Source organism: Clostridium sp. AT4 (assembly GCF_001517625.2).
Lineage (GTDB): Bacteria > Bacillota > Clostridia > Lachnospirales > Lachnospiraceae > Enterocloster.
Genome location: NZ_LN999828.1, coordinates 500,216 through 520,363 on the forward strand (window position 1 = coordinate 500,216; position 20,148 = coordinate 520,363).

Consider the following 20,148-nt stretch of genomic DNA (forward strand, 5'->3'; position numbering starts at 1 on the left):
TTATAATAAAACCCATTATACTGCGGGGAAAGGAGCTGCTGTCTGGTTTATGAATGAACTTTTGCTTCTCACAGGAATTGTGATTATGATCTGTATCCTGACGGATCGGTTTACGGACCGTCTTGGCATACCGTCCCTTTTGGCATTTATTGCCCTTGGCATGTGCTTTGGAGTGGACGGTGTTTTTAAAATTCCTTTTGATGATTATGAGGCATCAGAGATGATCTGTTCCGTCAGCCTGGTGTTCATCATGTTTTACGGAGGCTTTGGAACCAACATTAAGGAGGCAAAGCCGGTGATTGCCCGGTCTGTGGTATTATCTACCGCAGGCGTAGTTCTTACTGCAGGGCTTACGGGTCTTTTTATTCATTTCGTTTTAGGGCTTTCTCTGCTGGAAAGCCTTTTGACCGCATCTGTCATCGGCTCCACGGATGCAGCCTCGGTGTTCGGCATCCTGCGTTCTAAAAATCTGAACTTAAAGGAGCATACGGCCTCCTTACTGGAAATGGAATCCGGTTCCAATGATCCTATTTCCTATATGCTCACAGTGATCTTGACAGGGCTTCTCACGGGCGCGTCCATCTGTGTTCCGGTTATGCTGTTTCAGCAGCTTTTTTTCGGTCTGATTTTTGGGGTCCTCTTCGGAAAGGGAGCGGTCTGGGCCTTAAACCGCCTGCAGTTTCAGATTGCAGAGGGAAAGACCATTTTTGTATTTGCCGCGGCTGTTCTTGCCTATGCCGTTTCTGTGCTTTTGGGAGGAAACGGGTATTTAAGCGTGTATCTTTGCGGAATCATTATGGGAAATTCTTCCATGCCTCATAAAAGGAATATGGTACAATTTTTTGATGCGCTTACAGGAATTGCACAGATGATGATCTTCTTTTTGCTGGGGCTGTTAGTGACTCCATCCAGACTGGGCGTGGTGTTGCTGCCTTCGGCAGTGATCATGGTATTTCTGACATTAGTCGGACGTCCTCTGGCTGTGACAGCGCTTCTGGGCGGTTTTAAAGCATCCTGGGGTCAGATCGGAATTGTTTCCTGGGCCGGGCTTCGGGGCGTGGCATCCATTGTATTTGCCATTTACGCTGTGCTGCGCGGAGTACCGATGAAATACGACCTGTTTAATCTGGTATTTTGTATTGTTTTGTTATCCATTTCCATTCAGGGAAGCCTGCTGCCATGGGTTTCCAGGCGTCTGAACATGATAGATGAAAAGGCGGATGTGCGCCGTACTTTTACGGATTATCAGGAAGAGGGCAGCATCAGTTTTGTGAAATTCCATCTGGATAAAAGCCACCCCTTTATAGGAAAGACGTTAAAGGAGATCGTTCTTCCTCCGGAACTCTTAGTAGTTTTGATTATCCGCGGGAAAGAACTTCTGGTTCCAAACGGAGGTACTATATTGGAGCAGGGGGATCTTCTGATCGCCGCGGCGGAGGAATTTGAAGACCGGAGAAATATGACCCTTCAGGAAGTAACGGTGGATAAAAATTATAAATGGAACGGAAAATATCTTCACGAAATTACAATTCCTGGGGGGACGCTGATCGTTATGATCCGAAGGGGCACTTTTACCATTATCCCGGCAGGAGATACAAAGGTCTGCGAGGGAGATGTGCTTGTGCTGGCAAAGTTTTGAGGCAGGATATCCTGCCTTTTTGCGTGTTTAGAAATTCTTTCATTTTCATTTAGAAAGAATTGGAAGTTATCAGAGGTAAATATTCGGGAGGCTTTGGTATGATATGAGACAGGAACGGCAGTGAAAAGGACAGGGCTGCCGACAGAGCGGGTGAGGAGGAGTTATGGAACAAAGAGACGAAGAAATGGGGAGACGGGAAGAAAACAGGGGGCCGGAGCGGGCATCTGAAAGTGAGGAAATTGACCGCACACTGGAACAGATAATGGACAATCAGAAACAGGAGAAAAAGAAACGGCCCGGAAAGAAAAAATGGATCCTGGCAGCGGGGATTCTCGGTTTGGGGATTTTAGGTATAAAAATGGTTACCACGGGAGGCAGCCAGACTCCCGTGGTAGCTGTGATTCCTCTGGAAAAGCAGGATATACAGGAAAAGCTTTCCATCAGCGGGCCTGTATCCGGTACGGACAGCGTGGATGTTGTGTCGAATATCCATGCAGAGATTCTTCAGATGAACGTAAAGGAAGGGGATAAGGTTATAAAGGGGCAGGCTCTGGCCGTGCTTGACCGCACAGAGCTGGAACGGGAGGTAAATATTGCCCGCAATGCCTATGAGCAGGCAGTGGCCAATAAGGAAGCCCAGGATAAGGAAGCGGCGCTTGGATATGAGAAGGCGGTGCAGGATTTTCAAAAAGCAAGTACGGATCATGACAGAAACAGCCAGCTGTTTGCAGCCGGAGACATTTCACAGGCAGATATGGAGCAGAGCGCAAATGCCTTAAATGACGCCAGACGGGCGATGGAGAAGTATACGGTGGAAAACGGCCGGGGCGTTTCGGATCGTTCCTACGGCCTTCAGGTGGAAAATGCGGCTTATGAGCTGGAAAAGAAACAGGAGGAGCTGGAAAAGACAGAAATTAAAAGTGAGATTGACGGTACAGTAGTTCGGGTCAATTCCAAGGTAGGCCAGTTTGCCGACAAGGTAGAGGATGATAAGCCCATATTCAGCATTGAAAATCTGGATCAGCTGGAGCTGGAGGTTAAGATCAGTGAGTTTTCCATCGGAAAGGTAAAGGAAGGCCAGAAGGCGCTGATTGGAGCGGATATATTAAACGGCAAAAAAGAGGAGGGAGAGGTGATAAAAATCTCTCCTACCGGTGAAGAAAAGGGAGGCGGTTCCACAGAACGGGTCATTCCCACGATTATCCGCGTCAATACGCCGGATACAAAGCTGATGGCAGGGATTACGGCCCGTGCAGAGCTGCTTGTCAGGGAATCAAAGGACGCTTTTGCAGTTCCTGTATCAGCGGTATTTGACAGCGGAGAAGCTTCCTATATAGAGATTGTTGAGAATGGAAAGATTTGCTGGATTCCCGTAACCATTGGAGCGGACGGGGAAACAAAGGTGGAGGTGCTCCCGGCAGATGGAACGGTTTTGCAGGAAGGAATGGCTGTGGTAACATCTCCGGATCCCGGCTTGACGGAGGGGATGGAGGTTATGGTTTCCGGGAGTCAGGAGGGCAGATAAGAATGAAATATGAGGAAAGAGAATCTGCACAAAGGCCCCTTATCCAACTGGAAAATCTTGTAAAAGTATACGATACGGGAGCACTTAAGGTTCTGGGATTAAAAAAGATCAACCTGACGATTCACCGGGGAGAATTTGTGGCTGTCATGGGACATTCCGGTTCAGGAAAGTCCACGCTGATGAATATTTTAGGCTGCCTGGACCGGCCTACCCTGGGACATTATTATCTGGATGGAGTGGATACGGCGGACATGACGCCAGATCAGCTCTCTGAAATCCGCAACCGGAAGATCGGCTTTGTGTTTCAGTCCTTTAATCTGATCTCCCGTACGTCGGCTCTTAAAAATGTAGAGCTTCCCATGACCTATGCGCGGATTCCCAGAGCTGCACGAATCAGGCGGGCCAGAGAGCTGTTAGTCCGGGTGGGCTTAGAAGGGCGCATGGATCATTTCCCCAATGAGCTTTCCGGAGGACAGTGCCAGAGAGTGGCCATTGCCAGGGCTCTTGCAAATGAACCGCCGCTGATCCTGGCAGATGAGCCCACAGGCAATCTGGATACGGCTTCCTCCATCGAGATTATGGAGCTTTTTACAAAGCTTTATCAGGAGGGAGCTACGGTGGTTTTGGTTACTCACGAGGAGGATATTGCTGCCTTTGCCAGACGGATCATCTGTTTTGGAGACGGGAAAATCTTAAGCGACCGGATCAATCATCCGGTGTGGGAGAAAGGAGACGTCCATGTTAGCGGAAAACATGATGATGGCTTTTAATGCGATCCGGGCCAATAAGCTCCGTTCGGTTCTTACCATGCTGGGGATCATTATCGGCATCGGATCTGTGATTGCCATTGTTTCCATTGGAGATACCATGCGGGGAATGTTTGCTGAGCTCTATAAGGATGTGGGTATTACTCAGGCTTATGTGGGGATCGGATACTGGGTAGAGGATGTAAGGGACAGCGATTATTTTAATCTGGATGAAATGGAGCGGGCAAAGGAGGCATTTTCGGATGAAATTGCCTATATTGACAGCAATGCCTATACGACGGCAGATGCGGAATATAAGCGCACCTCCATCAGCTTTGATTTTCAGGGGATTGATTCCAATTATAAAGAGGTACAGCCGGTGAATATGGTTTACGGACGGTATCTCAATGAGGGGGATGTGCTTGGAAGAAGGAAAAATGTGGTTATGGATACGGACAGCGCCAAGCTTTTGTTTGGTACGGAAAATGCAGTGGGAAAGACCTTCAGGACCACCATTTACGGCAATACGGATGAATACACCGTGGTAGGGATCTACCGGAAGGAAGTGAATGCATTTCAGGCTCTGATGATGGGAGGAACGAAAGATACAGGCTCTGCCTTTCTTCCCTATACCCTTCTTACCTGGCCCAATGACCGGTTTTATATGCTCCATGTATTTGCAGAGGAGGATGTGGATCTGAACCGCTTTTTTGAAGAATTTAAGACTTATACCGCAGGGCTTCACGGCAGGGAGCCGGAGGATATGTATATCCAGACAGCCATGGATGAGATGAACAGCGTGGATTCTGTTATGGGAGGGCTGTCTGCAGCAGTAGGCGGGATTGCGGCTATTTCACTGCTGGTAGGCGGCATCGGCATTATGAATATCATGCTGGTGTCGGTGACGGAGCGCACCCGTGAGATCGGCATCCGAAAGGCCCTGGGAGCAAGGACAAGGGATGTGCTGATCCAGTTTCTGACCGAATCGGCCATCCTGTCTGCCTGCGGAGGAATTGCCGGAGTGATCTTGGGAACGGGCGTTGTGGCGTTGGGAGGAGCGGTTCTGGGCTTAAAAACAGTGATAAAGCCTTCCGTGATCCTTATTGCGGTTACATTTTCAGCGGTTGTTGGAATTTTCTTTGGATTGTATCCGGCCTTAAAGGCTGCAAAGGCAGATCCGATTGACGCTCTCAGGTATGAATAACAGAAGGGAGAGAACAAGATGAAAACACAGGGGATATGCTGCGGCCGGAGGGGCTGCATGAAGATCATCGGCCTGACATTTCTCTTTGGCTTTGCTGCGGCTCAGACTGTTTTAGCCAGCCCTGAATTTGCCTACCCGCCGGAAAAATGGGCGTCCCTGCGGGATGATGTGCTGGAATATGAGGAACTGGCAGATCTGATCCACGAATACAATGCAGAGGTGATCAACAGCCGTCTGGAATATGATGATTACCGGGGAAAATCCAATGACGATTTCCGCAATACGTATTCTGAAATGGCGGATCGTTTAGAGGACTCCAGTGACCGGATGATGGACGGGATAAATGAAGATGAGCCCGGATATGGAGCCGCAGAGGCATCGGCCATGAGTATACGGCTTCAGGCAGAGCAGGCCAGAGATCAGGCAGATATGGAAAATGAAGACGGCAGGGTAAAAAAACTGGAGTACGACAGGCAGGAGGCTCTTTTAATCCAGAAGGCCCAGGGGCTGATGATTGAATACTGGAAAAAAGAAAAGGAGCGTCCGGTTCTTGAGGGAACCCTGCAGCAGGCGGAAGCAGAAGTTCAGGCAGCCAGACGGAAGGCAGCCCTTGGAATGCTTTCACAGCCGGAGCTTTTAGAGGCAGAGGCAGCCGTCTGTACGGCTCAGGCAGCAGAAGCCTCAGGGAAGACTAAGCAGGAGGAGCTGCGCCGCCAGTTGATTGTTATGACCGGATGGCAATATGATGATCTGCCTCGTCTGGGAGAAATTCCCATTCCTGAGGAGGCATTGCTTGAAGAAGACCCTGAGTCAGATCGAACACAGGCATTAATTACGAATTTCAGTCTGGCAGCAGACCGCCGCAGACTGGAAAATACAGATCCCGGCACAGCAAAGGATGTGCTTAATCAGAAGGTGGAAGCCGGGCAGCAGAAAATAGAAGCAGATATAGAGGCGAAATATAACAGCCTGATGCAGGCTCAGGCGGATTACGGTCAGGCAAAAGAAGAATACTGTCTGGCAGAGGAGAAGCTAGAGGCTGATGAACGCAGATATCAGCTGGGGTTGTTGTCTGCCAATGACCGGATGGCGGCTCAGGCAGAGCTGTCATCTAAAAAGGCAGCCTGGGAGGTAAGCGGCCTGTCTTTTCGGCAGGCATACGAGGACTACCATTGGGCAGTCGAAGGGCTGGCAGCGTATGAGGGTTGAGGAAAGCAGGGGATTGGGATGAAAAAAGAAGCGGGAAGGCGGACGGTTATCAGGGTGATGGCTGTGCTTTTTGGGGGAATAATGGCCGGTACAGTGGCAGCTTCCGGTGTGAGCAGAGGGGAAGAAACGGAAATGGTGCTTTGCTATGAGGATCTGGAGAATCTGGTAAAGGAGTCCTGTCCGCAGGTGGAAATGGAGCGAAGGCAGTTTGAAGAGCGTCTGGGCCGTCTGGAAGATGCAAGGGAAGAACTCTTAGAGAGCCGGAGGGCTTTGAGAGAAGAGGCCTCTGACCGGGAAAAGGACGGGGATGCGGCAGGGGCAGAGCATTACAGATGGCAGGCAGAGGCCCTTTTGGATGGCGCAGACAGCCTGAAAGAACAGATCCGTCAGGCTGGAAATGCCGCAGGACGGATGGAGCTGCGCAGGATGGAGGATACCATACTCTGGACGGCTCAGAACCTGATGGGAACGTATCACAGTCTGGAAGCGGAGCAGGCCGCGGCCAGCGCCAGGGCAGAGGCACAAAAGCATTTATCTGAGAAAGTTAAAGATCAGGAAATGCTGGGAAGCAGCACCTCTTACCATTCACAGGAGGCTTATCAGAAATGGCAGTCCGCCCTAAATGAATATGAACGGCTTAAAAAGGAGCAGGAGCGGGTCCGTCAGGAGCTTTTGCTGCTCACAGGCTTTTCACCGGACAGCCCGGTTGTTTTAGAAAAAATGCCCCTGCCCGATATATCAAGAGCTGCTCTTGTGAATCCGCAGGAGGACAGGCAGCAGGCTTTGGGAAATAATTATGAGCTTCGCAGCGGACGCATGGGAAATGCAGGAAGCAACCAGGAACTTCACAAAAAACAGAGACAGACAGAGCTGGATGAAAACCAAATGTTCGCTTCCCTTGAGACTCTGGGGGATCAGATCCGTTCCTGTCAGGCAGAATGGGAGGCAGCCTGTGCGAAGGAACAGGCGCAAAGGGCAGTGTGGCAGTCTGCGGTCAGAAAAAGGGAACTGGGGACAATGGCTGAGGGAGAATATCTGGAGATTTACAGCCAGTATATGGAAGAAAAAGGAAATCAGGCACAGGCATCCATTCGTTTCCTTCTCGCAATGGAGGAATATGACTGGGCGAAAAAGGGATTGATGGATTAGGACAATCAGGAAAATCGGTTGCAAAATTTCTGTAAAAACAGGACAGGAGAGTTGACTTGTCCTGTTTCTTATGCTATTCTGTAAGAACCGATACGGAATTCTCTGTATCATTTATCTAAATTTCATTTTATTGGCTGTTTCAGCCGCATTTCAGAACAAAAACAGAAAAATTGAATCAGAACAGAGCCTGGAAAGACGAGGCGTATTTTGCGCACCCGTAATTGCGGATCGTATATCCGGGGACTGTATGAAAAGGGGGAATGTCCATATATGGCCTGGTAGGATTATTTTATAAAACAAATGTAACTGTTTAGGAGAAACCAAGGGGGACATAACAAGTGAATAAAAGACATTGGAGGCGTTTTTGCGCCCTTTTTCTGGCAGCCGCTATTCTCATTACGGGGATTCCCTTCCAGTCGGCGGCAAAGGAGAACACGGTGGAAATGATCATCCGGGGAGATGCATTTCAGAACCGTCCCATCAATATTTTCGGACACAGCCACCGTTCGATTACATGTTACTATGTAAATCCGGTGGAAGGCCATGTGCCGGCCTTCTGCCTTCAGCCCGGAAAAAAGCTGCCCAATCATACGGTGTCATCCTATACCCGGTATGACGCAGAGCCGGGAGCATCTGTACCTGTCATCGGAAGCTTTGACCGGTATCTTCCTATGACATTAGCTTATGAGTGGATGGTGTCCGGGAATTATTATGATAAGACCCGATATGCTATGGTGCAGACCTATCTCTGGGGGTGCCTTGCAGGCTATGAGGAGGCCTGGGATGTGCAGGAGGAGATGATGCACAAATTAGAGGGCGTGATCCGGGATGGAAAGGTGCTCCCATTTTTCCATGAGATGCGGGAATATGTGGAAAATGGTCTGGAGGAATACGATAATCAGGGAAATACGGACTTGCCGGAGTGGAACGGACGCCAGCAGAGAATGGAGCTCAAGGATGGGAGATATGAGCTTACTCTGGATATCAGCAGCTGCCCCCAGCTTAAGAATGCAGTGTGGCAGTTTCCGGACGGGAACTGGATCTATGAAATAGGAGCAGACGGAACTTCTGTTACCTTTATCTATCAGGGAGAAACACCTTCCGGACGGATTTCTTCCGGGCCTTTAAGCGGAATTAAAACAAAGTATTACGCTTACATTTTCCAGCCGGAGGAGAAATACCAGATGCAGATGGGATGGCTGGATATGGCGGATACGGATGCAGAGGTCTGGTTTGAAGCAGGCCCGTCTTTGGACTCTCAGGAAGGTCCGGGACTGGAACTTTACAGGCATAAAGAGGTATTTGAGTCCAATTATAAGGTGCAGGTGGAAAAATACTGCGCAGAAACAGGAAAGCCCTTAGAGGAGGCTGAGTTTAACGTATGGGAAACCTTTGATTTCGGTCAGGTCAATGAACACGGCTATGAGGAGGGAAATCCGGACGGAAGCACAGGAGAGGTTTATGTAAACTGCATGTCTCCAAAACCGGAGGAACGTATTCTCTGTGATGTGATTTCCACAGATGAAAACGGAACGGCTTCCCACAGCGATATCCGCAGTTATCATTACAGCAAAACCTACTGTATGGGCCATCCTGCGCCGGAATGGGTTGAATGCGACCATGAGGGAGAGGGGGAAGGAGACGAGGCAGAGGAATGCAGCTGTGAGGAGGAAAATGAAAGACTGCGCAGCCAGTGGCTGGCAGAACAGGAGCTTTGCAGCAGAACCTGTGACTTTCATGTGGGAAATGAGGACGAAGATAACCATAGCCAGAGCACAAAAGCCATGGAAGCAATGCTGGAGGACAGGGATGAGACGTATGAAAATTTTATCCGTCTGGAGTATGGGTACACCGCAGAGGAGAAAAAGGCCAGAAACGGGTATACCATTCACGGAACGCACCGCGATGACCCCATGATTGAAACCGTAGTTCTTATGTCTGCCCAGGCAGAAGGCAATGTACGGCAGGGTGAGATGGAGGTTTCCGGTGAAATGGGGCTTCCAGCTTTAAAAACGTATGGAGAGAGCTTAGAAGCGCTGGGAGAGGAGCGGGGATACCGCTGTCTGCTCCCGGAAGGGGAGAAAATGGATCTGGAAGAGCTTCGGAGCATCCTTGAAATCCGGGAACAGGAACGTACAGAACCGGCAAAGAAGGAAAGTGCCGGGGAAACGACTGGTGTTCAGGAGACCCAGAGTGCGTCAGGTCAGGAGCAGGCCGGCGCACAGGAACCGGATAAGGAGGGACTGGAAAGTCGGCCAGACAGTCAGCAGACTGGTGGAGAAGCCGGGAATAAGGAAGAGGCGGGAGGACAGTCAGGATGGAATGAGACGGAAGGAGAAGGGGTCGAAAATCCGTCGGAAGATGAGAAAATGGAAGGAACAGAGGCCGGAAATCCGTCAGATAAGCAGGAAACCGGCGGAGAAGTAAACGGAAATTCGCCGGAAGGGCAGGAAAGTAGTGGAGAAAGTTCGGGAAATCCGTCAGACAAGCAGGACAATGTCGGAGAAGAAGCTGGAAATCAATCGGGCGGTCAGGAAGTCGGTGGAGAAGTCTCAGAAAATCCGCCAGACAGTCAGAAAACTGGCGGACAAGAAGCCGGGAACCAGCCGGGCAGCCAGGAATCCGGCAGCGTAGCAGAGAAAAGGGATCCGGATATTGCCGAAATTGCCATAAGTCCTCATTTGCGCAGCCGTCTTTTAAGTCCATTTTCCTCTGCTCCGATACACTTTTTGGCTACATCCAATGATGCACAACGGGAGGAAGAGCTGCCAGAGAAGGGGGAACAGGAGGAAGGACTGCTGCCGGAGGAGGAAGATATGCCGGTTACGGAGCAGTTTGAATACATAAAACATCCCGTTGCCCCCTTCCCTCTATCCGAACCGGAATATACCTCTGCTCCCAGAGAAAAAATCAGAGAGGATCAGAAGAAACACCCATTCAGCTTAAAAGCACTTTTTTCATTTCTGTCAGAGGATGAGGAAGAGGGGGACAGTCTTTATGCTGTACTTCCGGATTTCATAGATGATGATCTGGAGCCAATGGATCCTTCCGATTATGGGGATCCTCTTCGCTGTCTTTATCGTTTCAAAATCTGGGATCACCGGACAGAGGGACGGATTCATATCAATAAGCGGGATTTGGAGCTTTATAAAGGAAATCCCGAAGGAAGTTATGGAAAAACTCAGGGAAATGCCACGTTAGAGGGAGCGGTATACGGTCTTTTTGCTGCTCAGGACATTATTCATCCGGATGGGAAAAGCGGTGTCGTATATGGCAGGGATCAGCTGACAGCCATCGCTGCCACAGACAAGGAGGGGAACGCCTCATTTTTAGCATACACTGAATGTCCGGGTACGTTGTGGAATGGCAGCGGTACAGAGGTTTCTGCATTTACGGGGCCTGAAAATCTGTATCAGGGCAGTCAGATTACCTCATCCGATCATGGCTTTGGAACGAAAATCTATCCGGATTATAAGTCAGAAAACGGCTCGGTCTGGATTGGACGTCCCCTTCTCATGGGCAGCTATTACGTTATGGAATTGAGCCGGTCGGAGGGATATGAGCTTTCTGTGCAGGGCCTTAATAAGGCAGAGACAAACCGGGAGGCAGATGAGAGCGTTACAGTGATTTCTTCCGGTTCAGCCTGGGTGAAAAATGGCCTTTCTGATCACAACAGTATGGAAGCGGACGGCTCCTGGAATGACTTTACCATCGAATCGTATGATGCAGAAAATGGCTATGATATTACAATTACAGGCTATCCGGAGCATACGCGGTTTTACCGTTTGAGTTCGGAGGAACGCAGGGAAAATGTAAAGCAGATTGTAAATACAGTACCGCAGCAAAAGGTGGATGAACATGGAACGCCTGTTTATAAAAAGGCTGCAGGCGGTGAACTGAAAACAGACGAGCATGGAAATCCTATATTAAAAGAAGATAGTTCAGAAGAGGAAAAGCTTCCTTTAAAAGAGACGCTTCCCTACCGTTTCCGCACAGCTCCCTATCCTTTTGGCACAGCAGAGCCGGAGGATCTCTCCTTATGGGATCAGCCTGTGGAAGAGGATTATTTAAAGGAGCAGGCAGAGGCCATGCTGGCTCAGCTTGGTTATCATCTGACAGCGGAAGAAATGGGTGCTCCCTGGGTCAATATCCCGTTGAAAAAAGAAAATTCTTTTCTGGATAATTCCACAGCGGCCAGTCAGATACTGGACTGGTATACAGAGCATGGGTTTTATGACTGCGCCGGAGTGGGAGCGGTCTATGAAAAAGAGGGAGAGTGGTTTGCCCGTCTGCATTACGATCATTCGGGAAACATTCCTCCTATGAGCGGTATTTATGACCGGGCAGATCAACGGATGTATGTAAAAAAGGAAGCGGAGCAGGGAATTTACTGGTTGGAATACGAAAAGGGAACCTACAGCCTCAAAAGCCGTACAGTGACGCTGAAAGAAAAGAGAGAGCTTGAAGGCGAGGTACTTTTAGAGGAAAACACCCTGGATCATGCTGCAGTCTGCTGTCAGCCGGTTTATGAGCGTTATAAGGAGGGGGAAATCCTGCTTGACGTTCAGGGAAATCCGATTCCTGAGATGGAGCAGGTGCCTGTTTATGAAGAAAAAGAGGTCGTATACCAGATTCTGGCAAAGGAGCCTGTGGAGGCCGTGTGGGATGCATCCGCAGGCAGCTATACGATCCATTTTATTCCGAAATCGGTCAAAGGACAGAACGTACAGGATGTATTTCGGGCGGTTACGGATAAAAAGACCATCGAGCTTCACGGAACAGCAATCCCGTATAATCAGTATCTGATCCATGAAATGGGAGCGGCTGTGGATGTGGCTTCTTCTATCATAAAACAGGATCCGGGAAGCTATATAAAGCCGGTGCTGCTGTCTTATCCGGGCCAGAATCAGCCGGTACAGGATGGGGAGACGCAAAAAGAACCGGTTCAGGTGTTGGAACGGGCGATTAAACAGTCTGTGAGGGTTTCCAAAGACATTTCACAGGAATCCTATGAAAATGTAAACACATACGGTTCGGTCCACAATGATCCCATGACAGCGCTTTTGGGACTTTTCGGTGGTTCCGGAAGAGGAACAAAGCTTTTGGATCAGTTTAAATTCCGGTTATATTTAAAGAGCGATCTTGTAAATCTCTATGCAGATGAGGCAGGAAATCTTTTGTCAGAGGATATCAGCAGCAAAGATTTTACAGAGGCAGTTCAGGCTCATTTTCTGCCGCCAAAGGATGGCGGCGGGCAGAAGCTTTTAGAGAAAAAAGCAGACGGAAGCTGGAATTATAAAAAGTTTTTTGATGCACTGTATACAGCAGACCAAAGGCCGGGAACTGAGGCAGAAGAACAGAAGCTGACAGAATTTGCATTGTCTTATGTGGATGTAAAAGCATATAAGGAGGAGATTTTAAAGCAGCAGCCAGATCTGAACGAAGACAGGGCCTACAGGCAGGCTCTTGCACAGGCCAAAGAGGAGGCCAAAGCTTATACAGAGCGGTTTAAGGGACTGGATGAGAAGCTTTCGATTGCCTGGGATCGGGATCCGTCAGGGGGTGCAGACCGGGATAAAAAGACCCTTCAGTGCAGCACACGGAATGGGAAAGATGATTATTTTGATACCTCTATCATGCTGCCTTACGGGGAATATGTGATGGTTGAGCAGCAGCCTTCTGCCTTTGAAGGGGAGCTGGCAAACCGTCATTATCGGATTGAGGAACCAAAAGAAATTACGCTTCCTTTTGTGCCTGAAATCGTGGAAAATGAGCAGACCGGGGAAGAAAATGTTCTGGATGAAACAGGAAGTTCCTATTTCCGTTATAACAGTACAGATTCTGCCGAGGAACTGGTCCGTAAGTATAAGATCCGTTTTAACGGAGAAAGCCATGTGATCCGGGCGAACGGTCAGGATGGGGAATTTGAGGTATATAAATACGGTCTGGATCTAAACAGCCGTCCCGGTCACAGCCTTACTTCCTCACAACCTTATGAAGAAGAATATATGGATGGAGCCAATCCGGCGGTAAAGGCTTATTACAGTGGCTATACCAGTGAAAGTGAGAATAAGGGAATCATGGATGGGGTTGTCTATGATGGAAATGAAACGGAAAACGGACAGGTGCAGATCCGGGATCAGGTTCCTGTAATGGAAGGGGAAGGCACTGCAATTCACGGTAAATTTGCTCCCATGCTTGTACCCTGGACGGTTCTTGCCCCTGCCACAGACCGGGTCAATCCGGATACGGGAAGCATTGAAACGCTTTATCCGTCAGGAAGCGGAGCCAATTTTAACTATGTTTCCTTTGCTCAGGAGGATGTTGAAAATACCTATTTCAGCTCCAGGCTGCGGATCGAAAAGATGGATGCAGAAACGGGAGAAACTATTTTCCATGACGGGGCTCTTTTTCGTATCTATGCTGCCAAGCGGGATGTAAAAAAGACAGGAACCGGCACGGCAGGAGGAAGCGGACAGGTCCTCTTCGGTTCGGCTGTGGATGCAGAGGGAAAGCCGGTGAAAGATGAAAACGGGAAGCAGATTCTTTACCCAAGAGTGGGAGCAGACAATAGTTCTGAAAGTGATGTTCCCATCCGGCTGGATGAGGATGGGATTCCCCTTTATGATGAAAGCCAGAGGATCAGCCAGCTAGATGAAAATGGGATAAAAAAGGGAATTTTCAGATCCTATTCTACCTTAAAGGAGCTGGTGATTGACGGACGACTGTGTGAGGTACCTGTGGGCTATATCGAAACGGCGCGTCCTCTGGGAGCGGGAGCCTATGTGCTGGTAGAGGTTCAGGCCCCGAAGGGATATACAAAGAGCCGGCCCGTAGCCTTTGAGATTTACGGAGACCAGGTCGTTTACTATGAGGAAAACACCTTAAAGGAAGGGAATGGCTGGGAGAGAAAAACGGCCAGACAGTATGAATATGCCATTCCTGTAACCGGGGAGGAAAACCGCAGAGGCACTGAGAAGGTAAGTGAGGTACCTGTACAGGATTACCCATCAGAGCTTTGGATTTACAAGACGGAGGACGGCGATTCTCTGGTTGGAAATGGGAACGGCCTAAAAAAGACAGATGCTCAGGGAAAAGAAGAAGCAAGCGGAGGCTTTACAGGAAATCAGGAGGAAATTTATGTAAATGACAGGGGCGATCTGCTCCTCTATAAAGTAAGCGGGCGAAAGGAAAAGCTGGAGGCCAGAGGGGATGTTAGGGAAATTACCTTTGATCAGGAAAAGCAAATATGGACCGGCTATGTAACAAAGGCCTTTGACTCATATTCCGAACACATAATAGAGGGAACCGAGCAGGAATTAAAGGCTATGGACCGGGTGAAGCTTCTGTATGAGCTGGATGGTACATTTACGGGAAAAGGCATCCGTTTTGACTGGCCGGTTTCCGGGGCAGAGCTGGTGCTTTATGAAGGAAGCTGTCTGGAGCCAAAGAAAAACGGCGGGTATGAGGGTGTTACAGTCCTGAGCCGTGAGGGAAGGACAGAAAAAATAGTAAATACGCATACAGGTACCCACAGGGAGCTGTTAAAAAGCGGTACAGATCTGGGGCCGGGCAAGCTGGATCTCTGGGAGGATCAAAAGCAGCCCAATGAACCCATAGAGCTGTATTTTTACGATTTAGAGAAGGAGAAGAGCCAGGGACGGCTGCGGGAGGATATCCACACAGGAGAACTGCAGGTACTGGATGAGAGAGGAAATGTTATATGCTTTGCAGATAAAGCCTCCGGTATGGCCTATGTCAGGGATGATTATGGAAGGATCATTGCATATCGGGCAGATGAAAAGGGAGAAAAAATCCCGGTGCGTTCGATCTGCGTGGGAGAAAACGGAGGAGCGCCTTCTATTTATAAGGACAAGCAGAGCGCAGATGATGAAAACGGACTTCCGGTATATTATAAAAACGGAGAGCCGGTATGGAAAGAAGAACGCTGGGTTACAGGAGAAAGCACAGGCCCGGATGGAAAGGAAGAAGGGATGGATGAAGCTCATGTGATCGCCCGCCTTCCCTTTGGAGCGTACATTTTACAGGAGGAAGGCGTTCCGTTTGAGCAGGGATATGTCCAGGCTCCGTATCAGGGATTGATCCTTGAGGATAGGAAAGGACCTCAGAAATATTTCCATCAGGATGAATTTACAAAAGCTGCCTTTGCAAAAATTGATATCCGCACACAAAAGGAGATCAAAGGGGCAGAGATGACCCTTTACAGAGCTCTTTTGGATAAAAATGGGAGACCGGAAACAGAAGAAACCGGTATTTACAAAAAGGGGGAGCCCTGGGCCGCCTGGATCAGCGGATATGCGTATGATGATAAAGGCGTGATGAAAAAGAATTCACAGGGAAATCCCATCCTTACGGATGAACCTCACTGGATCGACCACATTCCCGTTGGATTTTATGTGCTGGAGGAAACGCTTTGTCCTTATGACCAGGGCTATGTACAGTCGGAGTCTGTCAATGTGGAAATACAGGAAACAGGCCATGTTCAGAGCTTTGAAATGGAGGACGATTTTACAGCCATTGAGGTTTGGAAACTGGATGGAAAGCGGGACGAGGTGCTCTGCGGTGATACAGAAACAGGACTTACCCTTTACAGAGCCCTTCTGGATGCAGAGGGAAGGCCGGTGATGGAAGAGGGCCATCCGGCCATTCGGGAGGATCTGGCTGTATTTACCTTCCGGGCAGCTACATGGGAGGATGGACAGAAAGTGGCAGCTACCGGACGGGTGGAAACGGATGCAGCAGGACTTCACCCTATTATGAAATATGATTATCAGTATAATGATATCCCTGGAACCTTTCAGGGAAGGTATTATTATACAGAGAATGCATCGATCCGGATGGAATATCTGCCGGTGGGAAGCTATGTACTGGCGGAGACTCAGACGCCGGAAGGGTATGCCACAGCAGATCCAATCCTGATTGAGATTCCCGATAAGGGTCATATGGTATCCGTAGGACAGTGGTCTATGAAGGATGAGCCATTAAAGCTTTCTGTGTCCAAACGTGTGATTTCCGGCGGGAAAGAGGTGGCCGGAGCGGAGCTTTCCATTTATCCGGTATCAGAAGATGGAAGGATATCCAGTGAAGCGCTGATCCTCCATATCCCGGAAAAGGATGGGAGCTGCCGTGAGGAAGAAGCAAGGTGGATTTCAGGAAATGATGGAAAATATACACAGAAAGAGGCAGAGGCGGGAACCATCCCGGAGGGTTTTGAAGAAGGGGATTTAAAGCCGCATTTGATTGAGTATATTCCGGACGGGGATTATATTCTCAGAGAAGAAATGACGCCCTATGGTTTTTTACAGTCCGTAGATCTGCCGTTTTCTGTTATAGATTCCAGAGTAATTCAGAAACTGGAAATGAAGGATGAAATCCCCGATGGGGTGCTGCAGGTTATCAAGCATGATGGGGACGATCATGAACTTTTACTGGAAGGAGCAGAATTTGAGCTCTTTAACAAAACGCTGGGAATTTCCTGTCAGAAGGCAGTCACCGATTTCAGAGGAAGGGCTGTGTTTGAAAAGCAGCCTGCCGGGTATCTGGCCTCTAACGGAAGCTTTGCCCCCTATACCTATGTGTGCAGAGAAATAAAGGCAGCTCCCGGCCATATGCTTTCAGCTCCGGACTTTGAATTTCAGTTTGAATATAAGGATGAAAGGACGAAGATCCTGAACGTGCAGCATGATCCGGAAAACGACAGTAATCGGGTGAAGGTGGAAAAACAACTGGGAGATACGGGAGAACAGTTAAAAGGCGCCCTGCTTCGGTTAGAGAGAAAGATATCTGCGGAGGACGGAGGCCATACGGGGAAAATCCGCTGGGAAACAGCGGCAGAGTGGATCAGCGGAGATCAGCCTCATTTAGAAAAGGGGCTTAAAGAAGGAGAATACCGCCTTACAGAGCAGAAAGCGCCGGAGGGCTGCAATGTTTTGGCAGAGCCTGTTTATTTTACCATTGCGGACGGTATGAAAGAGGCTTTGCAGCTGGTGATGAAAAATTATACAGTCATTGTACAGATTGCCAAGACGGATCGTAGTTCCGGAGCTTTTCTGGCAGGAGCCAGGCTGCAGCTGATCCAAACGGATACAGGGGAAGTGATAGAGGAGTGGACCTCTGAAGAGCACACCCCAAAGACCTTTGTGGGGCTTAAGCCGGGAAGCTACCGGATCCATGAGCTGTATGCGCCTGAGAGCTATGAAAGGGCAGAGGATATGGAAATTGAAATAGAGGATCAATCCGCTGAAATTCAGACATTTTCCTTTGCGAATACGAGAATCACTTCTTCCGGCGGCGGAGGCAGCCACAGGCCTCAAAAGGAGTACATTTCCTTTAAAAAGACAGATGTTAATCATTTGCCTGTACCAGGAGCGAAATTTACGTTTTATGACCAGTGGGGAAATGAGATGGATCGGGCAGTAAGTGACGAAAAGGGATATTTTTCCATCCCGAAGCCTTCTGATGGAACCTATACCTTCCGGGAAACAAAAGCGCCTCAGGGCTATGGACTGGATCCGGTACTTCACAGCTTTACAGTCAGCCAGGGGGAGATATACCGGGGGGATTATGAGATAACAGACAGGGAAATGAAGGTAATTATAAGAAAACTGGACGGAGATACAAAGGAAGCTCTGGATGGAGCCGCTCTGCAAATCCGAAGCGTGGAAGGGCAGACGGGCGCAGAGCATATCGTACAGGAGGGAATTTCAGGAGAAAATCCAGAAGGAAAGGGTACATTTGTGTTCCATGCGCCCCATCCCGGCACGTACCGTATTTATGAAACAATGGCGCCTGACGGCTATGAGAGAACGGAAAGCTATTGTGAATTTACCATAAAAGAGGACGGAGGTACAGAGGGAAGTCTTACGGTTTATAATTTTAAGAGAAAGAAGACCCTGGGACAGATACGGGCGGTGTATCAGCCGAAAAAACGGTTTGGCAATTTTACGTATGGTTCAGGCAGCGGCTCAGGGAGCATACGCACCGGAGATACCATGGCGTACCGGGAATGGATGGTTCTGTCACTGCTGTTTTTTGCAGGAATGTTCCTTACTCTGCCTGAGCGTGAAGGAAAGAGAAAGGGACGCTTTGGAACAATGAAAATGCTGGCAGTGATTGGCGTTTTGACGGGGGCCTGTCTGCTGTTTTCTGTTTCCGCCCATGCGGAGACGGTCTGTGAGGGAAATACGGAGAATATTTCCCAGACGATTCTGTATGAAGCGGTAGAGAAAAGGGAGATTCTTCCGGAAACGGCCCGTATATCAGTGAAAAATCCTCAGACAGGTAAAACAGAAGAGAGAATTTTTCCGGAGATCCGCAGAGAATATGGCAATGAGCGCTGGCAGGAGGATTTTGAACTGGAGCTTTCTGTTTTAGGAGAAAATGTTCAGGGATATGTACTGGGAGAGGAAGTAATCTGGGATGGAGAGCCGGAGGGTTTTCTGTCCCGGGGCGGACAGCTCCTTAAGGCAGCCGGACTTTCAGAGGCAGATTATGAGATTCAGGGGATCCGGAGAGAAGATACGAGCTCAGGGGATGAAAACAGGAAGCTGACTGCTTATGGAAAGAGGAAGGTCTGGGACTGCCGGGTGGAGTACGGCGGTTTGGTACATGCCGGGCAAAATGGAGCGGCTGTTAAAAATCAGGGGCAGAATTTAGCAGAAAACAGTGTGATAACAGAAGGGATCAGAGCAGGAAAGTCCATTTTTTTGATGGATTTGCTGCTTTTGGGAGCGGTTGCCCTTTTTCTGGGGCTTTGTGCGCGGAGATTTTTTCTAAAAAAACAGCCGTGCAGGAGATATTTTGTTCCGATACTGTTTCTGGTTGTTTCCGTCGTATGTCTTTTTCATTTTCTTTCGGTATCAAAGCTTTATCATCAGGCCAGGAGGGATTATGAGATTCTCCGGAATAACGCATTTGCAGAGAAAGACGGGGATTTAAATATCGTTCTGGCAGATGGAAACGGCATTTCTCAGAAAGGGGAACAGAATGGGGGAGTGCCGGATGAAGAAATGCTGCGGATGATGAATCCAGAGTATTCCTTTTGGCTCCATATTCCGGAAACAGAGATGGATTATCCTGTAGTCAGGGGAAAAGACACTTCCTTTTATCTGAACCACAGCTTTGAGGGGAAGGACAGCGTATCGGGAGTAATTTTTACAGATCCGTTTACGGAACCGTTTGCGTCCGGCCACACGGTTCTCTATGGCCATAATATGAAAGACGGCTCCATGTTTGGAGGCCTTAAGGCCTATATGGATTCGGAGTTTTTTAGAAAATCGCCCTGTATTCGGATTTTCAGGCAGGGAAAATGGATTGTCTGCCCTATTTTTTCCTGCCATGTGGTTCAGGAAAATGATCATTCACCGTATCAGGCAGGGATGACAAAAACAGAGCGGGAAGCCTATTTTACTGCGATGTCCCAACAGTCTCTTTATGATACGGGGATTAAAAAATATGAAAATGAAGATTTTCTGACCCTTTCTACCTGTCACGGTTGGGGAAAGCGCCTGGTTTTGCATGCCATCATTCCCCATGAAGAGTCAGAAAAGGGAAGAGAATCTATAAAAATTGCTGATTTTTCTGTAAAAAAGAGTCAAAAATAGGCAGTTGCAACAGGGATAAATCACTGGACAAATGTCGTATTTTGTGAGAAAAT

The 20,148-nt window shown here is 48.8% G+C and carries 7 protein-coding genes; all 7 read left to right on the plus strand.

From position 1 onward, the window contains the following. Positions 1–49 precede the first annotated feature (49 nt). The 7 genes from BN3656_RS08630 (at position 50) to BN3656_RS08665 (ending at position 20,095) form a co-directional block, all read left to right on the plus strand. Complete coding sequence (locus tag BN3656_RS08630; RefSeq protein ID WP_066550640.1) at positions 50–1,639, plus strand: potassium/proton antiporter; 1,590 nt, start codon at positions 50–52, stop codon at positions 1,637–1,639. Between the two features lie 163 nt (positions 1,640–1,802). Continuing rightward, on the plus strand, positions 1,803–3,164 hold the full coding sequence (locus tag BN3656_RS08635; RefSeq protein ID WP_066546693.1) for an efflux RND transporter periplasmic adaptor subunit: 1,362 nt from the start codon (positions 1,803–1,805) through the stop codon (positions 3,162–3,164). Between the two features lie 2 nt (positions 3,165–3,166). After that, a complete protein-coding gene (locus BN3656_RS08640) occupies positions 3,167–3,934 on the plus strand; it encodes an ABC transporter ATP-binding protein (protein WP_066546700.1) in 768 nt (255 codons plus the stop codon). Then, positions 3,903–5,114, plus strand: a complete 1,212-nt coding sequence (locus BN3656_RS08645; protein WP_066546702.1) for an ABC transporter permease — start codon at positions 3,903–3,905, stop codon at positions 5,112–5,114. Before BN3656_RS08640 ends, BN3656_RS08645 begins: the two co-directional genes overlap by 32 nt. Before the next feature lie 18 nt (positions 5,115–5,132). Further along, positions 5,133–6,323, plus strand: a complete 1,191-nt coding sequence (locus tag BN3656_RS08650; RefSeq protein WP_066546704.1) for a TolC family protein — start codon at positions 5,133–5,135, stop codon at positions 6,321–6,323. A gap of 18 nt (positions 6,324–6,341) precedes the next feature. After that, positions 6,342–7,472: a hypothetical protein gene (locus BN3656_RS08655; RefSeq protein WP_066546706.1), complete on the plus strand. Its 1,131-nt coding sequence runs from the start codon at positions 6,342–6,344 to the stop codon at positions 7,470–7,472. Positions 7,473–7,810: 338 nt separating this feature from the next. Beyond that, entirely contained in the window at positions 7,811–20,095 is a 12,285-nt protein-coding gene (locus BN3656_RS08665) for a SpaA isopeptide-forming pilin-related protein (protein WP_066546713.1), read from the plus strand. The last annotated feature ends 53 nt before the right edge of the window (positions 20,096–20,148 follow it).

Excerpts from the sequence above, each read along its gene's own strand:
- BN3656_RS08630 (WP_066550640.1), top strand. The coding sequence starts at position 50 with ATGAATGAACTTTTGCTTCTCACAGGAATTGTGATTATGATCTGTATC.
- BN3656_RS08635 (WP_066546693.1), top strand. The coding sequence starts at position 1,803 with ATGGAACAAAGAGACGAAGAAATGGGGAGACGGGAAGAAAACAGGGGG.
- BN3656_RS08640 (WP_066546700.1), top strand. The coding sequence starts at position 3,167 with ATGAAATATGAGGAAAGAGAATCTGCACAAAGGCCCCTTATCCAACTG.
- BN3656_RS08645 (WP_066546702.1), top strand. The coding sequence starts at position 3,903 with ATGTTAGCGGAAAACATGATGATGGCTTTTAATGCGATCCGGGCCAAT.
- BN3656_RS08650 (WP_066546704.1), top strand. The coding sequence starts at position 5,133 with ATGAAAACACAGGGGATATGCTGCGGCCGGAGGGGCTGCATGAAGATC.
- BN3656_RS08655 (WP_066546706.1), top strand. The coding sequence starts at position 6,342 with ATGAAAAAAGAAGCGGGAAGGCGGACGGTTATCAGGGTGATGGCTGTG.